Below are 20,227 nucleotides of genomic sequence, written 5' to 3' on the forward strand. Positions count from 1 at the left end.
ACTTCACCAGCTGATTGTCGACGGTGTCCAGGCTCTCGCTGGTCTCCGTCAAAAACTCCCGCAACAGATCATCCATGAAAACAGGCCTTCATAAGGGAGGGCGCACATGTGCGCCTTTCAGAATGGGGCCAGCTTCTCCGCAAAGCGTTTAATATTGGTTGAGTAAGTGCAAAAGAACGGAACCAACAAAGAGATAAGGCGCTCCAAAGGTTTCGAAGCGCCTTGTAAAGCTTTGATTAACGAGTGCCGTGCGGTAGCCGTTTACGAAGCCGTAACAGTTATCGCCTCGCCCTCGGGCGCGAGCTTCACGGTGAGCCCGCAGGCCTGCGCCAGCAGTCGCGTATAATAAGGCTGGATCGCATGCGCGTCCGCGGCGGGTCCGCGCTCGCCGCTCAAGAGCTCGGCGATGTTCTGCGGCAGGCGCGCATTGTGTCCGGTGGCGGTGACGCAAAAGCTCATGGTTTCGCCGTCGCCGATCGGATCGACCTTCAGCATGCCGCCGCGCGGGATCGTATGTTGCGCGATCACGAGCATGTTGAGCAGCAACTTCACGCGGTTCTTCGGCAACAGCAGCCGCGGCAGATTCCAGGTGATCGTGCACTTGCCGTCCTCGATGTGGCCGCGCGCCATGTTTTGCGCGTCACCAAGATCGATCTGCGCGCCGGACGATCCGGCCGCGCCGAAGGCGAGCCGGCAGAATTGCAGCCTCGCCGATGCCGTCTTGGCGCTCTTGCGGATCAGATCCAGCGCGAATTCACGATCCTCGGGCTTGGGATCGTCATCGAGCACCTCGAGGCCATTGACGATGGCGCCGACAGGGCTGATGAGGTCGTGACAGACCCGCGAGCACAGAAGCGCCGCGAGTTCGAGCATATCGGGAGCAGTAGCAGTACCGGGTGACGAGGTGCCAGACATCGATGGTTCCTGGAATTGCACGGCCAGAAGGCGGCGAATCACGCGTGCCCTAAAATTGGCTCGGGTTCTAACATTCGCACCCCCGTCGCAGCTAGCGCTTGCGATAGGCTCGAAGCGGCCATAAGGGACGCGAATCAACTCGAGGCGAAAGAGGTTGCCGATGAATGAGGCATGCAGGTGAAGGGGCGCATTGAGGGGCCGACTGCCCTTGGCCTGATGGAGCCGTTGACCGCGCTGGTGCTGAAGGCGGGCGAAGCGATTCTCGCCGTCAATCGGGCCGCGATGCGGGTCGACGGCAAGCAGGACGGCTCGCCGGTCACCGAAGCCGACCTCGCCGCCGACCGCATCATCGGCGAGGGGCTTTTGCAGCTCGCGCCCGACGTGCCGACGTTGTCGGAAGAGCGGGCTCAGCTTGCGACGCTGCCGTTTCAGGGCAGCTTCTTCCTGGTCGATCCCCTTGATGGCACCAAGGAATTCGTCGCGGGCCGCGACGAGTTCACCGTCAATCTCGCCATCATCACCGATGGCGTGCCGCTGCTCGGCATTGTCAGCGCGCCCGCGCTCGGCCTGCTCTGGCGCGGCATCGTCGGGCGCGGCGCGGAGCGCGTGAAGTTTGATGGCGCTATCATCACCGCCGCCGAGCCGATCCGGACCCGAAAGCTGCCGAAGCCGGGCGAGCCCTGGGTCGCCGCGGTCAGCCGCTCGCATGGCGATACCAGGAGCGAAGCCTTCCTTGCCAGCCGGCCCGGCGCGGTCAGGCAGACGGCGGGCTCGGCCGTCAAATTCGGCCGCATCGCCGAAGGCACTGCCGACATCTATCCCCGCCTCGGCCCGACCTCGGAATGGGACGTCGGAGCCGGCTGTGCCGTGGTCACCGCCGCCGGCGGCAAGGTCACGGACGGCAAGGGCGGCGAGATCCGGTTCGGCGAGAAACGCGACGACTTCATCGTCCCGGAGTTCATCGCCTGGGGCGACCCGCAAGGCGAGTTCGGCCCTACTGGCTGAGCTGCTCCTGCAGCGCGGGCCAGCGCTTGGCGACTTCGTAGAGGAAACGCTCGGGATTGGCGGCAAAGGCGTCGCGACTGTCCTCCCGGCTAAACAGATAGAGCCGCTGGGCCGAGATCACGAAGAAGCGGGGATTGCCCGCAATGACAACACCGCGGGCGATATCGGTGGGATCGTAACCGCCGAACTGCGGTCCATAGACCTCGGGATGGGCCAGGAACTCGGCCCGGTTACCCTCGTTGCGGAACCGCCAGACTGCACCCCACAGGCTTGCCTCGAACTCGGCGGTGCCCTGGACGGGCCCGCCATCGACGAAATAGGCCACGGGATCGAACCCCTCGATGGCCACCCCGGAAAAGCGGTTGACCACGATCCGCTCGGTGGTGGCGGCCTCGACCGCCGGGCCGTAAAAGACCAGCCAAAGGCCGGCCAAAAGCGCGATCCAGGGGCCGATCAAGGCAATTCCGGGGCGCAAAGGGCTATCTTCCTGCCGTTGTGCCGTCATAGTTGCTGCGGATAACATCCGAGTCGAGGGGACATCCAGCGCAACCTAGCCCTCGCCTGTTGGCGTCAGGTTAAAGGTGCGTCCGGATTCGATACCAGGGGTTCTTTTATGACTTTCGCATCACGCCTCGCCGCGGTCGCACTTGCCGCGCTGGTGGGCTGGGTCGTGCCGGCCTCCGCACAGCAGGCGCCGCCGCCCAACCTGCCGCCGCCGCAGCGGACCCCGACGCCGAACACCTATGGGCCGGACGAGCTCGTCGGCGCCGGCCACCGCTTCTTCGGCAACGTCTCGCGCGGGCTCGCCTCGATCATCGAGAAGGCGGTCAGCCAATGGGGGCTGCCGAACGGCTACATCCTGGGCGAGGAAGGGTCCGGCGCCTTCGTCGCAGGCCTGCGCTATGGCGAAGGCACGCTCTACACCAAGAACGCTGGCGACCTCAGGGTCTTCTGGCAGGGGCCCTCGCTCGGCTTCGACTGGGGCGGCGACGGCGCGCGCACCATGACGCTGGTCTACAACCTGCCCGCCACCAACGCGATCTACCAGCGCTTCGCCGGCATCGACGGCTCCGCCTACATCATCGGCGGCTTCGGCATGACGGCGCTGACCGCCAACAACATCGTGCTGGTGCCGATCCGGTCCGGCATCGGTCTGCGGCTCGGGGCCAATATCGGCTATCTGAAATACACGCCGCGCGCGACCTGGAACCCGTTCTAGAGAACTCGCCCGGGGTCTTCGACAAAAAGGTCGAAAACAACCCCATGCAAAGTAGCCGATGACCACCGGCGCGATGCCTTGCGCATCGTGCGGAACCGTCGCGCAAATCAGCGGCATCACTGCATCATCGCGGCGCGCCGGATAGATGGAGCCGTTGCGGAGCTGCCTTTCCGCTAGCGGGAGCCGTCACGTCCTGAGGCTCCCCTACTTTTTCGGTTACAGATTCACGTTAACGACGGGCCGGGGCTGGCTTTTTGCCGGCCCGCCATGGCATGGTCTTTGGTAAATTTTTCCTTGTCTTTGGGAGTTCTGGCTCATGGTCGAACCGATCATGTACCTTGCGATCGGTTTCCTGCTCTCGATGCTGTGCGGGCTCGCGATCGTGCCGCTGGTGCATAACCGCGCGGTGCGCCTGACCACGCGTCGGCTCGAGGCGGCAACGCCGCTGTCGATGGCGGAGATCCAGGCCGACAAGGACCAGCTCCGCGCCGAATTCGCGATGTCCGCGCGAAGGCTCGAAATGAGCGTCGATCAGCTCAAGAACAAGACCACGAGCCAGCTTGCCGAGCTCGGCAAGAAGAGCGACGCCATCAACCGCATGAAGATCGAGCTTGGCGAGAAGAACGCCACGATCTTCGCGCTTGAGGCGCGCGAGAAGGCGGTGAAGGAGCAGCTCCGCGCCACCGAGGAGGAGTTCAGCGCCAAGACCGAAAGCTTGCGCACCGCCGAGCAGGCGCTGACAGACAAGCAGGGCGAACTCGCCAGGATCAACCACGAGCTCTCCGACCGTTCGATGATGGCGGAAAGCCGCCAGGTCGAGCTGGTCACGGTGCGTGCGCAGATCGAGCAGCTGAAAAATCGCGTCGGCGATGCCGAGAAGGAGTTTGCCTCGACGCAGGCGCGCCTGACGCAGGAGCGTTCGGACTCCGAAACTGCTTCGCGCGAGCTCACCGACGCGCGCGGGCGTGTCGAGAATCTGAGCCAGCGCGTCACCGAGCTTGACCGCCAGCTCATCGTGCAGGTCAAGGAGGCCGAGATGCTGTCCGGCCGCGTCGCCGATCTCGAGGGCCGGCTCGCAACCCAGGGCAAGCTGCTCGCCGAGCGCGATTACGAGAACAACCAGCTCCGCCAGGGCCAGGAGACGGCCGAGCGCACCATCAAGGAACTGCGCACCGAGATCGCCGGCCTCAGCGCCGGCAACAAGTCGCCGGCGCTGGAGGCGCTGCGCAGCGAGAAGGCCGCGCTCGAGGAGCAGCTCAAAGCCGCGCGCGACGAGCGCGGCAAGCTCCAGCGCGACATCAACGCGATCCAGCAGCAGGCCGAGAGCTCCTGGGCGACCGAGCGCATGGAGAATGCGCTGCTGCGCGAGCGCATCAACGACATCGCCGCCGAGGTGGCCAAGCTCGCGATACAGCTCGAAGGCCCGAACTCGCCGATCGAGGCGCTGCTCGCGACTGAGGCAGGCCAGGCGCCGAAGCCCGCCCCTCGCCCGGCCAATGGCGCCACGACGAACGGCGCGGCCGCGGCCGGCCTGCCCGAGGGCGGCGGCACGCTCGCCGAGCGCATCCGCGCCCTCCAGGCCCACGCCTCCCGCGCCCGCCAACAGGGCGCGTAAGCGGCCAAAAGACGATTTTCGCAGGGATTGCGAAGTCTACGGACAGTTTTCCGGCTGGATGCCGCCTGAAAACTTGACACCTTTGGCCCGCACTTCTAAATCGCGGGCTCTGACATGCCGGTCGGCCAACCGCCTGACCGGCACATTGGTCCCGGGCGCATAGCTCAGCGGGAGAGCGTTCCCTTCACACGGGAGAGGTCCAAGGTTCGATCCCTTGTGCGCCCACCATTAAACCTTGATCTTCAACGACTTAATGAATTAATTCCCTAGAGGCGTGCCCCGGAAAAGCGGGGGCACAACAGGGGCACAGTTGACGACCAACGCAAACTTTTTGCGGATAGTGGGGCAAAAATCAAAATTCGTGGGGATCTACGAGAACTGATAACGGCGTCATTCGACGCTGCTGCGGCAAATGCGTGGAGCAAGTTTACGGTCGGTGAAGCCGATAAGCTCGTCCTCCACGAGGCCGCCCTGAGCGTACTCAAGATCTTTCCCGGCCGGATGCCGGGCCAGTGCGCTCTGATGAGCGCGTTGTATTCACGGGCGCTGGAGAAGCCTGGTTCGCAGCGCGGCTACGTCGTGGCCGGTTCGCTTTACATCGGCGACGAACGCGTCTTTGGCGAAGACAAGGAGTTCGACGGCAAAGAGCTGTCGGATTCGAACCTTGATTGGGGGGATGCATGGGTCGTCTATAATGATTGGATCGCGGATGTGTCGGTCTGCCGCACGGCTGATGCCGGCACCCCGCGGACACGTCAAAGAAGTCGGCAAGAGCAAAGGCTTGTTGGCGTGCTGCTCGAGTGCAATGACCCGTCAGGAATCCGGTACGTCCCACAATATGTGTTGACGTAGGATCAGGTTGACGCGGTCGGGCGCGGTGCGCTCGCAATGATCGACAAAGTCAACGGGATTTGATGATTCGCGTTGCACAAATTGGGTCCGCCATTTCCCAAAAGTCCACCGGTACAGCCTGTGGTGAGCAATTAGTCATCAAGCAGAACGGCGCCGCATGACGCGGCGGCATCGCACAATGCCGTGGGACATTGCGGCAAATCGCTGCACCACTCAGAACAAAACCGCGAAGATTTATGGGAGTGGTCATTTTTTGTCGAGCTTGCTTGTCGGGGTTCAAGTCACTGGAGCGCTTGTACCTCATCCAATCTTACGCACAGGGTCGCTCGTGAACCCGGAGACCCGGCGTAGCTCTACCCTCGTACGGAGAATATTGAAGCACCTTCGGCTACGGGTCGGCTGAAAGCGGCCTCCGAAGCGGAAAATCGAAGGCGCCCATGATGTGTCCAATGTCGCGTTGGGACCGGATACTTTGGGGAAGACGATGTTTCGGGCCGAAGCTCCCGTGCCGCCTGATTGATGCGGGCTCTGAACTCGTCGACAGTCTCGGTTGCGGACTTCACACGGAAGCGAAGGCCGTGCGAAACGTATCGATGTCGCCTCGTCCCCCGCGCTCTCCAGGATTGGGGTCGATGAGGTAGGACAGGGTCGCTCGTAGCTCAACCTGCGCGGCACCAAGCGCGGCCGGCCAAGTCAAGCGATGCAGTTTCATGTCACGGGTCTTGGCCGCGGCGCTCCCCTCCCGCTGAAACGGTTGAAGTTGATCTTCGACGACTAGCGTCAGATCGTTCACCGTCGAGAGAAGCGCTCGCCCAATATCCGGGACTCCATAGCCATAGCGTCGTACGAGTGCCGGTATTTGCCCCTTCGGGCCGTTGCATGCGTCGATACGGGCACGCATCTGCGGGGTCCACCCAGCGGAGTGCACGATCAAGGCGCGGACCGTTTCCGGCCATAGGCCCGGACGCGCTACCAAGATTTGCCCCGCCATCCGCGCGGCGTGGGCGGTGGCCGCGCTCGTGCCGCCGAGAGTTGTGACGCAGTTCCGGGCGGAAATACGTCGTGAGGATTTGCAGTTTCGTCGATCGGTTCGGCGGGAAGCGTTCCGTCATGTGCGAGGTTGCCACCTTCGAACACGACATCGGGTTTCACAGGCCATTGCCGATCCCAAACGACAGAAGTCCTGCTGCGCGGCGATAGCTCGCCGGTCGGGGCGATTGGCGCATAACCGGCAAACTCAGGATCGATGATATCCACTTTCTCAGTGTACGCACCAACCGTCAGCGCGTACCACGCGTGTGCCGGATCGTCGATCGCCTCGAGGTCATTACGTGTGACGTGATCCGCAGGCGTCAGATCCTCGGCGATGTTTCCCGCGGACAGGATGATCAGACGCCGCTGATCCTCCTCAAAGCAGAGTTGGTCGACCGCCGCTGACCACGATGTGGGTCGGCCGCGCGCGGGGTTTGCGCTGGTGACTGCCAAGGCTATGGTGCGGCGTCGCGCCGGCGCCTGGATTTCGGCGCGAGCAATCGCCTCTCCGGTCGGGATCGTTCGCTTTGTCCTCGGGCGGCAGAATGCGAACGCTCTCGAGACGATGAGGCAAGGCAATCGGATCGCTTCCGACGAGCATAGGGACAAGGTCGCCATAGAGCCCGACACCGGCCATCCGCGTTCCGTGACCTTGCCACGCCGGGGTATCGTCGCTGCCCCAGGCGGGCTTGATTGTGTGGCAGTCTTCCGCAGCAAGTGCGGGTTCGATCAAGGAATGAGTCCGAGGCACACTGCTGTCAAGAATACAAACCGCGACATCGCTGTCCCGTGGGGGGTCACTCGTTCGAGCAGTTCATGACTCCAATCGCGCTGCTCGGCGCCCCCAAGGCCCATGAAGAAGGATGGTGTATCCTTCGCGCCGCAACTCGGCCACGACGTTACTGCGAACGACAAGCCGATCGAGCGTTGCTACGCTAGCGAGCGCGAGCATGATCTCTCGCTCGGGAGACTTGACGGCATGCGTGCGCAGGGTGAGATCCAGCGCTTGGGCGATGACTCGAAATTCTCTCAGCGCCCCTTGCGCAGTCAAATCTCCCACCAGACCTGTTCGGTTGGTTGCTGCGGGAAAAGCTAATCATTGTCAGTATATAGCGATCGCGCCGTGGATAACGGAACGCGCTCTTTTTGGGCCACGGCGGCATCCACTCCTCGCCGGGGTCCAATCTGACGTTAGCGATCTTCTCGACCTAGGGGCTCCCTGCCGCCTCATCTATGACGGAGCGAGAGGCGGACGGGTCAACGATACGATATTGTCTCGCCATCCCCAGTCCAATGGGCGACAAACTGACTTGGCCCCCCTCCTGAGATGCCGGATTTTACTCCGAACGGTCTGTGCCCGATGGATGGTCGGTGGGTGGCGGGTTCTCCAAATGGGGCGGTGTTTCTTCGTACGACATATTTCGCGATGGACACACGATGCACACAAGTTGTTCCAGGCCGCGGCTCGTCGGAAAGTCGTCGCGGCGCGACAGAAGCACAGCGCCGAGAAGGCAGACCGCAACTCCTCCGGAAGAATCTCTGGATTGCAACGCTCAATGAGCTGCCGGATGCGGCGCACGTCCCCGGCATCGACCTTGAACACGGCATCGCGCAAATGCTTGGCTGCGTTTCGGTTAACATGCTCGCCAGATGGGCAGGTCCAGCGGCGGATATAGGCGGAGGTGACGGCGGGCGCCATGATTAACAAAGGGCGGCGAACGGCGAACTCCCCTCATCGAGGAGGTCTTCGTCGTCCACGGATTAATTTTGGGTAAATCCTTCCCGGCTGACAGGCAGGTGCCGAGCCCCCGCGTCAGGTCCTACTCGTCGAGCTTCAGACTGTTCTCGGGACTCTGCTTGATTGCAGGCGCCGCGCTATCCGGCTTTGGCGCAATCTTCGACTGCATCAACTTGTCGCGCAACGCCGTATAGCCGTGTGGCGCGTTCACCTTGGAGAGATTCTCCTCAAGGAGGTCCGTCAACTGTCGTGATATAGCCATCAAAAACCTCCGAAGATGGAGCAAATATAACCAAATCCACGCGAATTTTCAACCCTATGGAATCCGGCCCAGCCAAGTTGGCGGGTCCGGGTGAGCGATCCCATGGGCGGCTCCAAGCGCAAATTGCATGGTCATTTCGCCGTCGCCGCGACCATCCAGCGTAAATTGCTCGACCAACCGGTTCGTCAGAGTCAGCAGCAATCCATGGTTCCCTTTGGGTAGTTTCAGCATACGCGCCGCACCATTCGGCTCCTTCCAGAGTGCTATCTCTCGATTCTCCGCATCTCCGGGATTTCGAGAACGATCAACCATCCCGAGGGACGTTACGGTCAGTACGGCTGAGCCAGGATCTTCAGCCAAAACCGTCGCGTATCGGCCAGGCCAGCGTTGTTCGAGTTGCGGTCCGTCCATCAGAAGAGCGACGACCAGATTTGGGCCGATCGCATTCATCACCGTGAGGACCGGATCATAGCGCGCGAGATCTTCGCACACGAGCACCGACAAGGTCGCGTAGGAGCGAAAGGATGCGATGTAGCAAGCGCGATCGCTGACATTGATCCGCTCCCACCACTTCGAATGCGGATCAAGAACGTGACCCAGATGATAGCGGCGGATCTGGCCGCCATCGAGACACCAGCGATGATGCTTGGACTGAAACCATCTCTGAGATACCCTCTTATTTCTCAGGAGATACATGGCAGCCAGGTTTCGACTGCCATCATGGTCGCTCAGAACGCCCGCCAGCAGCATGTCCAGTTTCGTGTCAGCCGCCAGGATTTCGGCGACCTCGTTCGCGAACTCCAGCCGCAGAGCGGTTTCCGGCAATACGATCGCGTGAACGGGCTCCAGCTCGGATGCTGCGACTTTGATGAGCCCGTGGAGAAAATCAGCGAAATCGCGCGGCGACACACCCGTTGGCCGTCCACTGGGGTCGCGGTTCATCCACTTGTCGGGATCAAGCGTGAAAACGCGATCGCCGGCCGGAAACTTCTCCACGACCGGCAAGAAGCTTCGGCCAGGAATTGAAAACGGAAACGGCACGACCAAAATGTTGAAGGGTTCAGTATGCTTTCGCGTGTCAACTGGCGGGAACCAGGATGTCCGCACGTTGCCTACCGATGGTAGCAAGGCAAGATTATGCGTTAGCGAGCGCAGCGTACAACCTACAGCAGGCGTCACCGTTTTAGGCTGCACACACAAGAGGCCGCGCGGGACGTGAATACACAAGCTAACCGGCAAGTGCGGAAGAAGAATGCCTCCAACATGATTGGGATTGATGCTGCTCCGTCTCGACCATTCAACATAGTCCGCATAGACGGCATACTGAACGGCGCTGGCGTCGGCGGAATCGGGCAAGAAGCCGATACCTGCACAAGCCTCGTCCGCAATCACGAGCAGCTCGAAAACGATCTTCTTCCACGGTAGCGCGCCCGGCGAGGGATCGTCGATTGAAGCCCGTCCATAATTGCGGATCAGATTCCGCCATAACACCTGGACTTCCTTTGGAGGGGAATCTGTGTCGGCCCACTTCTGCCCGATCCTACGCACATATGCAATCCAGGCATCCTTGCACTCGAATTCAGTGTCCCAACAGGAGGTGAACATCTGCTGTGAGTACAGGCCGGATCGCTCGGTAATGGAGGCAACCGCCGCGAAAAGATCGGGCGGCCACTCGCAGACCAGGTCCCAACGCCGGCCGCCGCGCGATCCGTCCGGCAACACGATCTTGATCACGTCGCGCACGGTCAGGGACCGTGGCACGTAGACTGACTCTGAGGTGTCGGTGTTGCTCAATTTACCCTCGGTGCATTCCACCAGCGTGGGAGCCAAGCAGTGTATCGCCATCTCTCGAAAAAGTTGGGGCTGCGAGCGTATAGTGTGTACTGACCATTTTGGCCCCAGGCGCGGATCGAGGCCGGAACTTCGGATCGCGACAGCAACTCCAGGATCTGGCTTACCGCCGGCGCCGGCAATCGAGTTGCCTTGGCAATGCCTTGCGGCGTTCGATAGTCGAATGCTGGATTGATCAATTCGGCCATTATCGCCGCAACATCTTCCGACGAAGGGGCCGTCGCCCCGATGCTCACCGGCGCATCCCAGCCTGCGATCTGGCCTCGCCGTACCAGATCGGCGAGTATCGTTTGTTGCACGAACGCAACGACGTGGTTGCGCAGGAACTGCTTCCAGCCGAATTTCAGCGCGAGTCGCAGCTTAACGCTCTGAGTCTGTGCGTCGATGAAATGCGGAGCAATGAGATCGATGCGCTTGGCCATCGCATCGCGAAGTTGGTCGAAGGCTGCCTCGGTCATTCGAGGCCATTTCGGCAGAGGAATAGGGGCGGCTGCGGAGCCGACGAGCGGAATGATGGGCTGCGGCTGCGTTGCACCGCGCTTGCCAACGATCACATTGTCAGCGGGCAGCAGAAAGCTGCTGCGCAGGAAATGCTGGCAGTTGCGGCGACCGAGTTGGAAGTCGTGCTCGCGAAACTGCTCGTCCAAAAATCCCCCGAAGCCGCCAACCAGCCCGCACGCGATCGCGTAGCGTTCGAGGGGACCTTCGGGCTTATTGGCGTCGGTTCGCGGAATCCGGCGCAGCGGAGCAATCAGAAAGCGGCTGAAGTCCCGATCGCTCACCGCCGGCGCAAGCTCGGAAGCGCGGAATCGCGCCTGGTTGACCAACGACGGAAACAGGACACGAAGGATGGCCGTGACGCTGGGCGAAGGAGACCCCTCGGGCAGAAACTGCGGCGGCTCCGGGAATGGCGCCACCATGACAATGGCGCGCTCGACGCTGCTCCCCTTCTCGGGCTCTTTGGCTGCCCCTCCAAACAGGGCGTATTGGGCGTAATCGAACGGGTCATTGTTGACGAGGCCGCCGTCCACGCTTTCAAATGCAAAAACTCCGGACGCAGCCTGGACGCCGAGCGGAAAGTCAGGCTGGATATTGACGCCCAGTCCACTGGGGATCGGATAGCGGCGCGATAGGTACTGGTCCCAGGCAAAGCCAAGCTTCCGCGAGGCAAGCCCGACCGGATAGGCGCCTGAGGCAAGTGCCGACGTTCCGTACAGATCCCACTCGCGCAGGTCTTCGCCGCGGCGCGTTGGCAACGTCTTTACCGAAATCGGTAGATGGCTATCCTGCTCGCACCAGGAGCCAGGCTCGCTCAAATCCGAGCTGCCGAGATCGCGAACCACATAGTGGATTCGATCGCCGATTGTTTGCATGCCGTAGCTGTTGCGGCCAAAAGCGACCCGAAATGGAATGCCGCGGAGATTGGAGACGGTGATGTAGACATGCAGATCCTTGGCGATGAAGGCGACCGGCGGCGCAACTACTCCCGGCTCGGACGCCGGCTCGATCGCGATCCGCTTGATCTTGTCCAGCAACGATGCGTTGAGCAGCGAGCGAAGGATCGGCCTCTCTTGGGCGGAAATTGCGCTGATGTCCTCCATTCCCAGCAGACCCCCGTCCCCGTCGGAAGAGATCATGGCCGGCAATTCCACCCAGGTCCTGCGCAATGCGGGAAGTACGCATTTGGCCTTTTGACGCTCGGGATACCAATCCGGATAGCATCGCTCGGAATACCCAGGCTCAAACGGGCAATGGTCCAATCCGCGCGCGAGACCAATCGCGCCGAGAGCACCGGTGATGGCGCCGGCTGAAGCACCCGCGATGACCTTCAGGACGACTCGATGCTGCGGCACGTCGGCTTTACCGCGATTTGCCTCCCATTCCGAGAGCGCCTGAAATAGAAAGTCGATCACGCCGGCGGTATAAGCTCCTGCCGAGATAGCGCCAGCCAGAGCCAATCCGACTTGAAACGGCTTGGCCGAATTTGCCCCGGGTAAGTGGACCTGCTCCATGGCCGTCGCAACTACTTTGACGAATCATATGGGCCGACCGACGAAAATGAATCAGCCATCTATGCTGGCTAACGGTCGATCTTGCACGGCTTACGACCGCATCATCGCTCAAACGGCGGCTGGTTGTAAAGTTCTAATAGTGCAACAACGGCAGGGCTGACTGCAGGAGACGAGCGGTCCGTGAGGGCACCGCGATGAGAATATCCCAGAGATTTTGACTTTGACGCCCTCAGGCGATGAAGTCAGCGCAAAACCGGCTTTATGGTTCAGCATCCAGAATGAAAATGAACGCCCACAATGCTCGCGATAGCGACGTTGATCTCGTCGTCGATCTGCTCAACTGAGATCGCAGCCGACTCGTCGATTTCGATTTCTGCGATACGCCCGAGGTCGTCAGGGTCCTTTGCCGTCGCTACACTCTCCATGCGCCTCGGCATTAGTATAATGGAGATCCCGTCTCAGGTCACCGCGGAAGTGCTGGGCACCGAAAGAGCTCACGGGCTGAAATGCTTGAGCACCGCGCCCGGACCGATCATCGATAAAAGCCCGCCATATATCGGATTGCGAGGAAAGTCCCGACGACAACGGCGGCCGTGATAGCGACTGAAAACCCCACTCGAGCCAAGAACTGGCCAGGGCTAAGTCCGTCCCATGAACCCATTTTTTTGCTTTACATTGCCACTCGGGCTTGCACCTGAGGCGTTATGCCTTCAGTTAATGCGAGGCTTGATCCAGCCCCAGACCTCTTACACAACAAGCCGTGAGCTGATCATTCACCAGTCTCGCGACAATGAGCCTGTCGTTTTTGTCCATGTGTCGTCGGATGTCGGCGTCTAGCGCCTCAGCTGTCGACGCCGCTTGAAAGATCCAGGCCCTCATCCTTGATGTGAGCTTTAAATATGATCGATCAGATTCTGTCGAGACCGCGCGTAGTTCGCCTTGTGTTTATTCAAATCCCGAGTGACCAAATACACTGCCGTTACTGATCTCCATACCCACGTAAAGCGATCAGACCGTACCACACGCACACTGCGATTAGTCGACAAAATCTCTGTTGCCCACGCCGTGAATCATCGCGCGTCTTAAGAAGTGCGCCGGAATCCGGCTTCAGCACAGTTCCGTTAGCACGGGCGGCGTTGGGACGGTGCCGTCGGAGTGAGCCGCCGGTTTTTCCAGCCAATATCGTCGGCGGCTCGTGCTACCCTTGAAATTCTGGCGGCAATTCGTCAGACGGCGAGCGTCACCTAGAATGCGGTTTGTGTCGGGAGCTGCAACATCGTGCTGAAGTTAAGGTAACGGCTCAAGGTTACCCGCTCGGGCGCACGGCCGTGTTGCGTTAGGATTACAGCCACCAGTCAACTTCCTGTTCCCCGGTACTGCGGGCCGCCGGCTTGGCAGCGAATCGCGCGCCTTCAATTGATACCCACTGTTACGCGCCCCGATAGATTGCGTGCCACACTTCCGACGCTGTCATTTCCGCCGCGCCGCTGCCGCCCATGCTTCGCACTGGCACTGCTCTTGCTGATGAAACGGTAAACCGACCATTAGCATTGAAAGGTGTGCCGCAATGGGATCCATGTTGTTTCAAAGAAGTGCGTCTGGCATTGCTGTCGGGTACGCGCTCCCGTTCTTAGTGGGCCGTCTGCTGACACGGCGAAAAACCCTCCGGCTGCGCCGAAAACTGCCGCCCTGGACGGGCCTTGCGCTACTAGTGCTTGTCGCCGACATCCTGATGGCGGTGTTCGCCTGGATCGCCGTAGGCTTCGTCCTGAACTGAGATGTCTCCCTTATGCACGCAGAACGCTGCCAGCAGGTAGGCGATCTGGCCGACAACGAGGCATCCGATGACGACGGATACGCCAGCAAAGAAGCCAAAGCCGGAGGCCTGAAGAAAAATCGCGGCGAGGACCGCGGTCGCCGGAGATGCTAGCATCATCGACCAGACCCGAAAGAACAGACCCGTCGCCAGTCCGATGATTGCGCTCCCTAGCAGGGCTAGCATAATCGTCACATTTCACTTCCAGTTTGAGTGCGAGCCGCACTGCAATCCATCATCTAGATCGCTCTAACAAGGATCGCTTTGTCCGCCGCTCCGACAGAGCGGAGTTAGTGTTAACCTCGACAATGCCCTTAAAATTCATCCGGGCCAGACCCGTCTGAAGGGCTTGTCTCGAAACACATCGGCGTTTGCGTTCGTATCGTGCGCTTCTTGCGGCGAACCCGCAGGAATGCTTCGTTCTATCGGATATGGCGCGGGAAAGCGGCGAGATGTCGCGCACAAGCTGCGTCATACCGATCTCATCGCAGAGAAAATCGTCGGCGCAGGCGGCCGTAACTTACGATGCGTTCGCGCATCTCATCTTCGCAGAGCACTGTCGATCGTACCGCGCCACCGTCTAATTGGCGGTCAGCCGAATTCGGCGATCGATTAAAGGCGCAGGTCAGTACGCAACGTACAGAACTGTGCTCCCGCGTTTGCGGTGATAGAGGACACGGGGGCGGCCCAGCTCTCGGCCCCGCCTTAGCCATCGCTAAATAATGAGTTCGGCCACCCATGCCGCGCGGACGTGGCGAACTTCAAGAATTTATCTTTTCTCAAATGTTTGCCGCGACCTTCCAGCGCTGGCGGCAACGTTAGAGCCAGTCCTGCGGGAGTCCCAGATGAGGACATATCTGAGCTCGTATCTCTCGAAGCTACTCGCGGGGGATCTGGCGGCTTTCGGCGGCCCGGCGACTGATGAAGCGGTCGCAGGGCACGTTATTTCCTGGGCATAATGCTGGCCAACGCCTGCAATGCGACGGTGCTCGTGATTGCTCTCTGGTACTCGCCCAGCCGAAACTATGCCCTGATCTGGGCAGCTGCCGTGGTTTGCGCCGCGTTATCGATAGGCTTGAAGGCGCGTTTATCACGACGGATTACGAAGCCGCAGTTCGTCTCCCGACAGGCCATGCATCGGCTGGTGCGAAATGCGCTCGTTCTTGGAACCGCCTGGGCGGTCGTTCCGGTGGCGTTCTTCGCCGACGCCTCGAATGGCGGTCAACTCGTGATTACATGTCTTTGCTCCGGGATGCTCGCGGGCGGAGCATTCGCCTTCGCTACGATTCCGGTGGCGGCGGTTGCATTCACGGCTCCGATTTTTGTGGGTACGGCAATCTGCCTCGGCAGAAATGGCGATTTCGTCTATCTCCTCGTCGCTATCCTTGTTGTGGCCTATGGCTTCGTGCTTCTGCGCGGCGTTTTCGCCCATTCTTTCGAATTCACGAAACGCACCATTGCTCAATTGGAGGCCGAAAGGAGGGTCCGGCGAGATCCCCTGACTCAGTTGCCGAACCGTTTCGCCTTCAACGAAAGCCTCGAAGCTGCGCTCAAGGGGTTGGCTCGCTCGGGCGAGGAATTCGCGGTTTTTCTCCTTGATCTCGATCGCTTTAAGGAAGTGAACGACAAATTCGGCCACCCCGCAGGAGATGAGTTTCTCATTCAGGCCGCGGCAAGACTGCAGCGCTGCGCGCGTGAGACCGATACTGTCGCGCGGATCGGCGGGGACGAGTTTGCGCTCATCATGACCAACCTGGCCAAAGTAGAAGATGCGTTGGAAATCGCCGAGCTCTTCGTCGGCGCTTTCGGCGAGCCATTCCTGATCGAAAGATGCGAGATAGCGGGCACGACGAGTGTCGGAATCGTGTTAGCGCCGCGCGACGGCGATACGCCTCATGAGCTCCTGAAAAATGCCGACCTTGCGCTCTATCGCGCAAAAAAAGCGGGGCCCGGGACGGTTCGCTTCTTTGAGGTCAGCGACGACAAATCAGCGCGCGATCGAAGGACGCTGCAACGGGATCTGGAGGAGGCAATCGCGAGGGACGAGCTTTTTCTCGTCTACCAACCATTCCTTGATATTCGCGAGAACCGAGTAACCGGCTTTGAGGCCTTGCTGCGGTGGCAACACCCTGTCCGGGGAGTCATTTCGCCGGCTGAGTTCATTCCAATTGCCGAGGAAACCGGATTGATTCACCCGATCGGTGAGTGGGTGGTCCGACGCGCCTGCTCGACGCTGTCGAACTGGCCCTCTGATCTCAGGGTCGCCGTGAATTTTTCTGCAGCTCAATTCCATAACACTAGCATCCTGCAAACAATCGTGCAGGCCCTAGCGCAGGCCAGAGTTGCCCCTAGCCGTCCTGAAATCGAAATAACGGAGTCGATGCTGATTTCACAGTACGGGCCGGCATCATCGATCCTGAATTCACTGCTGCAACTGGGGGTGACGGTGGCGCTCGACGATTTCGGAACGGGATTTTCGTCGCTGACCTATTTGCTAAAATTGCCTTACACCCGCATCAAAATCGATCAGTCCTTTATACGCGACATGCTGACACGGCCGGATTGCGCGGCGATCGTAAAATCAATAATCACGTTGGCGCAGGATCTGCACATTGGCGTTGTCGCGGAAGGCGTCGAGACTACCGAGCAGCTCGGGTATTTGCGCCAAACCAGCTGTGATGAAGTCCAAGGATATCTCATCGGTCGGCCAGTATCAGCCGACCGCATCGGCGCACTGCTCGATCAAGATAAGCAATGGTCGACGCCTGCCGCTTAAGACGCCTTGAGCAAACCGACCGACCAGCATGCCGCGCGAACGCCGCGTGCGGCGCTGGCATTGCTCACGGAATCAATCCCGAGATAGGTATGTGACCGACTTGTTGGGCGTCACTTGGGCACGAATGGCAGCATCAACGTCATCAACCAGCTTCAACCGCTGGCGTTGCGTGACTTCTGAACCTCGTCGACCTCTTTCCCCTTCGGCATCTGGTTCGCGGACGCCAAGAAGCCTGGAGCGATGGCTGGTTGGCAAAGCTGCGTGATGATCAACGCCGTTGCGGCGCCGACGTTGCCTTGATCATCTCTCAGGCCCTGCCGAAGCACGTCGAGCATTTTGACCTAGACCGCATGAGACGTCGCGGTGAGCCATTTCAGTGCTGGGTGGCTTGGTGGCTCGGTCACGTAGGTGCCGCTGGTAGGCGTCTATGCACTACGTCCGATCGGAACTCCGCTGCTGAAAGTTGTTGAAGAACCACCTGAAGACGGAACCAGGTCTCGTGCCGAGCGCCATGTGGACAACCCGCCGCTTGCGCGAGACCCCTGCACACCGATCTGGCGACGTCCCAAATCCCTGAGGCGCAATGACCGATACCGACATTCGGTTCAAGTTGTGATTTTGATACCTGCGTCCCGAACGCGAGCTCATGGTCAAAGGCGACTGACCTCAAGCTGAGCCGCGCGCCCGAGTTGGAATTTGTCAAAACGAGAATCATTCAAATCACAATCGGGAAGAAACAGACATAACGAGTAAACCGCTCTTATTGCTCACTTACTTACCTTTCCCGAAGCTTTACGAAGTGGCGCTAGGCGTCCCTATGATTGAAGCCGCTGGCGCGTTTAGATCGATTCCGAGCTGAGGCGCATTGTCACCCGTTCGTCTGTCACTGTAGGCCGAGCCCCACAGGCATTTCTCTGATGGGGACAACAGTGAAGCGATTAGTGGGACCGATCTGCGCGGCAGCTGCGATGCTGGGCACTTGTCATGCACGCGCGGGCGAATCACCGTTCGGCTGGATTTACACCGCCGATGTGCATCCGCAGGGCACGTTTGAATACGAACACAAATCGTTTATGCAGTCAGGGCAGTCTCAGGGGCAGTATTTTTTCATGCAGAACAAGGAGGAGATCGAATACGGCCTCACCAACCAGTTGCAGATTTCCGGCTATTTCAACTGGAGTTATGCCAACGCCTTCCGCAACGGCTTCGACGGGACGACGGGCGGACCAGGCGTTACTCAGTTTCTCGATGCTTCCTTCGACCCATACTCGCGTTACGAGAAGACTCGCTTCGATTCAGTTTCCTTCGAGGCCATCTACCAGGTTCTCAATCCCGTGACCGATCCGATCGGGCTTGCGCTCTACATCGAACCGGAGATCGGGCCGAAAGAGAAGGAGCTGGAATGGCGGGTGATCTTGCAGAAGAACTTCCTGGACGATCGCCTCATTGCCGCTATCAACATCATGGGCATGCATGAGCGCGGGGTCTACGCCGACGGCTCGATCGAAAGAGCGTCGCCGATCGACGTGAGCTTCGGCATGTCCTATCTCGTGATGCCGAACTGGATGATCGGCTTCGAGACCCGCGTCCACAACGAGTTTACCGGCTACTGGTTCAACAATCCCGAACATTCCGCGTTCTTTGCCGGACCCGTCATCCACTACGCCCAGAAGGAATTCTGGTGGACGCTGGCCTGGCGCCATCAGCTTCCGATGGTCATCACCTACAACGAGGACCAGGCGTCTGTGGTGAAGCATGGGCGCATCTACGGCGATGAACATGCACGCGATGAGGTGATGTTCCGTCTCGGCGTGCCGTTCGCCGTGAAATGAGCTCCGGCATTTCTAGGCAAGCAGCATGAAGTGGACGCCACTCCTCTCAACGCCGGCGGCGATCGTCTTGATCGCGCCGGCCAGCGCCAACGTTTATATGAGTGAACAGCAGGCGATGCAGTCGATCTTTCCCGGCGCATCGTTTTCCCCCGGCGGCGGCGCGGGAGTTTTCCGCGCCGACTCGGGCGGGATCGTCGTGATCGACCGCGTACTCGGCAAGCACGAATACATCAAATACGCCGTCGGCATCACCGCTGGCGGCGCGGTCAAGCACATCGAGATCCTCGAATACAACGAGTCCTATGGCTACGAGGTTCGCGAGGCCTCGTGGCGCTCGCAATTCATAGGCAAGAGCGCGAGCTCGCCGCTGCAGCTCGATGTCGATATCAAGAACATCAGCGGCGCGACCTTGTCGTGCAAGCACATCACTGATGGCGTGAGGCGCGTCGTCGGGCAGTACCAGAGTCTCAAGGGGCAGTAGCCATGAGGCGTGCACGACCGATGCTGGGCACGATCGTGGAGATCGAGGTCGATGGCGTCGCACAAGCCGACGCTGAACGAGCGATAGCCTGCGCATTCGAGGCTGTGACGCTGGTTCAGCACTTGATGAGCTTCCACGATGCAGGTAGCGACATCGGACGCATTAATCGCGAGGCGTTCCGGAGGCCCGTGGCGGTCCATCCCTGGACGGCGCGCGTTTTGCGTCACGCAGCAGCGTTTCACGCCGCAAGCAATGGCCTGTTCGACTGCGCGGTCGGCTTCGAGCTGATGCGCCGCGAGTTGCTGCCGTCCGACGAGCTCGACCATGTCTGTGAGGGCGACTTCAGCGCAGTCCGCCTGTCGGAGGATCGGTCCGTGCGATTGACGGCACCGGTCGCGATCGACCTTGGCGGAATAGCCAAGGGCTACGCGGTGGATCGCGCCATCGCCTCGCTTCGCGCAGCGGGCGTTCGATGCGCGACTGTCAACGCCGGCGGCGACCTGCGCGTCACGGGCGAGATCGACCAGCCGATCCATGTGCACGTTCCAGGCCGGGGCTTGCTGCAGGCCGGATTTTTGCGCAACGGCGCCATTGCGACCTCCTCTTCCATCGCCACTGTCGGCCGGAACGGAGCGCAGGAATCGCCGGGCTCCACAACGGACAGACGAGCCTATTCGGTCGTCGCACCAAGCTGCATCGTCGCGGACGCTTTAACAAAGGTCCTGGTCCAGAGCGGCGAGCCGCAGCATCCCTGCTTCGCTCGCTTCGGCGCAACGGCTTTCATCAGCGGCGGTGATCTCCAGTCGATGGCGGCCTGATCT

The 20,227-nt window shown here is 60.4% G+C and carries 17 protein-coding genes, 1 tRNA gene and 2 pseudogenes; 11 read left to right on the forward strand and 9 right to left on the reverse strand.

Translation table 11 applies throughout. From position 1 onward, the window contains the following. Nucleotides 1-261: 261 nt before the first annotated feature. Nucleotides 262-915 carry a histidine phosphotransferase ChpT gene (gene chpT / locus Q2941_RS29250; protein ID WP_027527982.1) on the reverse strand — a complete coding sequence of 218 codons (654 nt, stop codon included), beginning with the start codon at nt 913-915 and terminating at the stop codon, nt 262-264. 171 nt (nt 916-1,086) lie between these two features. Between chpT and Q2941_RS29255 the strand changes: the two genes are divergently transcribed. Further along, the gene (locus tag Q2941_RS29255) at nt 1,087-1,920 is read left to right on the forward strand and encodes a 3'(2'),5'-bisphosphate nucleotidase CysQ family protein (protein ID WP_254108281.1); all 834 of its coding nucleotides are present in this window, start codon (nt 1,087-1,089) and stop codon (nt 1,918-1,920) included. On the opposite strand, the gene Q2941_RS29260 is transcribed toward Q2941_RS29255, so the two are convergent. Beyond that, a complete protein-coding gene (locus Q2941_RS29260) occupies nt 1,910-2,395 on the reverse strand; it encodes a YHS domain-containing (seleno)protein (RefSeq protein ID WP_254108282.1) in 486 nt (161 codons plus the stop codon). The genes Q2941_RS29255 and Q2941_RS29260 overlap by 11 nt on opposite strands. Nucleotides 2,396-2,533: 138 nt before the next feature. Between Q2941_RS29260 and Q2941_RS29265 the strand changes: the two genes are divergently transcribed. From Q2941_RS29265 to Q2941_RS29280, 4 genes are all read left to right on the forward strand, one after another. Then, complete coding sequence (locus Q2941_RS29265) at nt 2,534-3,139, forward strand: DUF1134 domain-containing protein (RefSeq protein WP_027527979.1); 606 nt, start codon at nt 2,534-2,536, stop codon at nt 3,137-3,139. Between the two features lie 316 nt (nt 3,140-3,455). After that, nucleotides 3,456-4,754 (forward strand): coiled-coil domain-containing protein, encoded by a 1,299-nt coding sequence (locus Q2941_RS29270; protein WP_027527978.1) that lies wholly within the window; start codon nt 3,456-3,458, stop codon nt 4,752-4,754. Nucleotides 4,755-4,907: 153 nt separating this feature from the next. Further along, nucleotides 4,908-4,982: transfer RNA gene (locus Q2941_RS29275), tRNA-Val, on the forward strand. A 294-nt stretch (nt 4,983-5,276) separates the two neighbouring features. Continuing rightward, entirely contained in the window at nt 5,277-5,606 is a 330-nt protein-coding gene (locus Q2941_RS29280; protein WP_458194528.1) for a hypothetical protein, read from the forward strand. A gap of 559 nt (nt 5,607-6,165) precedes the next feature. Here the strand turns inward: Q2941_RS29280 and Q2941_RS51940 are convergent. The 6 genes from Q2941_RS51940 to Q2941_RS29305 form a co-directional block, all read right to left on the reverse strand. Beyond that, a complete protein-coding gene (locus Q2941_RS51940) occupies nt 6,166-6,663 on the reverse strand; it encodes a S8 family serine peptidase (protein WP_479684037.1) in 498 nt (165 codons plus the stop codon). Beyond that, nucleotides 6,576-7,091, reverse strand: a complete 516-nt coding sequence (locus tag Q2941_RS51945) for a S8 family serine peptidase (protein WP_479684036.1) — start codon at nt 7,089-7,091, stop codon at nt 6,576-6,578. The genes Q2941_RS51940 and Q2941_RS51945 overlap by 88 nt, the downstream gene beginning before the upstream one ends. Continuing rightward, nucleotides 7,015-7,389 carry a S8/S53 family peptidase gene (locus Q2941_RS29290; protein WP_458194529.1) on the reverse strand — a complete coding sequence of 125 codons (375 nt, stop codon included), beginning with the start codon at nt 7,387-7,389 and terminating at the stop codon, nt 7,015-7,017. The genes Q2941_RS51945 and Q2941_RS29290 overlap by 77 nt, the downstream gene beginning before the upstream one ends. A 1,069-nt stretch (nt 7,390-8,458) precedes the next feature. Beyond that, nucleotides 8,459-8,638: a hypothetical protein gene (locus tag Q2941_RS29295; protein WP_458194530.1), complete on the reverse strand. Its 180-nt coding sequence runs from the start codon at nt 8,636-8,638 to the stop codon at nt 8,459-8,461. Between the two features lie 54 nt (nt 8,639-8,692). After that, nucleotides 8,693-10,432: a hypothetical protein gene (locus Q2941_RS29300; protein ID WP_458194531.1), complete on the reverse strand. Its 1,740-nt coding sequence runs from the start codon at nt 10,430-10,432 to the stop codon at nt 8,693-8,695. Next, nucleotides 10,429-11,832 carry a hypothetical protein gene (locus Q2941_RS29305; RefSeq protein ID WP_458194532.1) on the reverse strand — a complete coding sequence of 468 codons (1,404 nt, stop codon included), beginning with the start codon at nt 11,830-11,832 and terminating at the stop codon, nt 10,429-10,431. The genes Q2941_RS29300 and Q2941_RS29305 overlap by 4 nt, the downstream gene beginning before the upstream one ends. A 115-nt stretch (nt 11,833-11,947) precedes the next feature. Between Q2941_RS29305 and Q2941_RS29310 the strand changes: the two genes are divergently transcribed. Beyond that, nucleotides 11,948-12,184: a hypothetical protein gene (locus Q2941_RS29310; protein ID WP_458194533.1), complete on the forward strand. Its 237-nt coding sequence runs from the start codon at nt 11,948-11,950 to the stop codon at nt 12,182-12,184. 2,025 nt (nt 12,185-14,209) lie between these two features. On the opposite strand, the gene Q2941_RS29315 is transcribed toward Q2941_RS29310, so the two are convergent. After that, nucleotides 14,210-14,512, reverse strand: a complete 303-nt coding sequence (locus Q2941_RS29315; protein WP_458194534.1) for a hypothetical protein — start codon at nt 14,510-14,512, stop codon at nt 14,210-14,212. A 650-nt stretch (nt 14,513-15,162) separates the two neighbouring features. Between Q2941_RS29315 and Q2941_RS29320 the strand changes: the two are divergent. From Q2941_RS29320 to Q2941_RS29340, 5 genes and pseudogenes are all read left to right on the forward strand, one after another. Continuing rightward, nucleotides 15,163-17,093, forward strand: a pseudogene (locus Q2941_RS29320) (putative bifunctional diguanylate cyclase/phosphodiesterase). Between the two features lie 221 nt (nt 17,094-17,314). After that, a pseudogene (locus Q2941_RS29325) lies at nt 17,315-17,437 on the forward strand (DUF2130 domain-containing protein); the annotation flags it as partial. A 477-nt stretch (nt 17,438-17,914) separates the two neighbouring features. Continuing rightward, a complete protein-coding gene (locus tag Q2941_RS29330; protein ID WP_458194535.1) occupies nt 17,915-18,925 on the forward strand; it encodes a DUF6662 family protein in 1,011 nt (336 codons plus the stop codon). Between the two features lie 25 nt (nt 18,926-18,950). Beyond that, nucleotides 18,951-19,406, forward strand: a complete 456-nt coding sequence (locus Q2941_RS29335) for an FMN-binding protein (RefSeq protein WP_458194536.1) — start codon at nt 18,951-18,953, stop codon at nt 19,404-19,406. Nucleotides 19,407-19,408: 2 nt separating this feature from the next. Continuing rightward, entirely contained in the window at nt 19,409-20,224 is an 816-nt protein-coding gene (locus tag Q2941_RS29340; RefSeq protein WP_458194537.1) for an FAD:protein FMN transferase, read from the forward strand. Nucleotides 20,225-20,227: the final 3 nt, after the last annotated feature.

The organism is Bradyrhizobium sp. UFLA05-153, assembly GCF_054185185.1.

What these genes read in the sequence shown, in the direction of transcription:
- chpT (WP_027527982.1), bottom strand. Translation starts at nt 915, where the DNA reads ATGTCTGGCACCTCGTCACCCGGTACTGCTACTGCTCCCGATATGCTC.
- Q2941_RS29255 (WP_254108281.1), top strand. Translation starts at nt 1,087, where the DNA reads ATGCAGGTGAAGGGGCGCATTGAGGGGCCGACTGCCCTTGGCCTGATG.
- Q2941_RS29265 (WP_027527979.1), top strand. Translation starts at nt 2,534, where the DNA reads ATGACTTTCGCATCACGCCTCGCCGCGGTCGCACTTGCCGCGCTGGTG.
- Q2941_RS29270 (WP_027527978.1), top strand. Translation starts at nt 3,456, where the DNA reads ATGGTCGAACCGATCATGTACCTTGCGATCGGTTTCCTGCTCTCGATG.
- Q2941_RS29280 (WP_458194528.1), top strand. Translation starts at nt 5,277, where the DNA reads ATGAGCGCGTTGTATTCACGGGCGCTGGAGAAGCCTGGTTCGCAGCGC.
- Q2941_RS29295 (WP_458194530.1), bottom strand. Translation starts at nt 8,638, where the DNA reads ATGGCTATATCACGACAGTTGACGGACCTCCTTGAGGAGAATCTCTCC.
- Q2941_RS29310 (WP_458194533.1), top strand. Translation starts at nt 11,948, where the DNA reads ATGAAGGCGACCGGCGGCGCAACTACTCCCGGCTCGGACGCCGGCTCG.
- Q2941_RS29335 (WP_458194536.1), top strand. Translation starts at nt 18,951, where the DNA reads ATGAAGTGGACGCCACTCCTCTCAACGCCGGCGGCGATCGTCTTGATC.
- Q2941_RS29340 (WP_458194537.1), top strand. Translation starts at nt 19,409, where the DNA reads ATGAGGCGTGCACGACCGATGCTGGGCACGATCGTGGAGATCGAGGTC.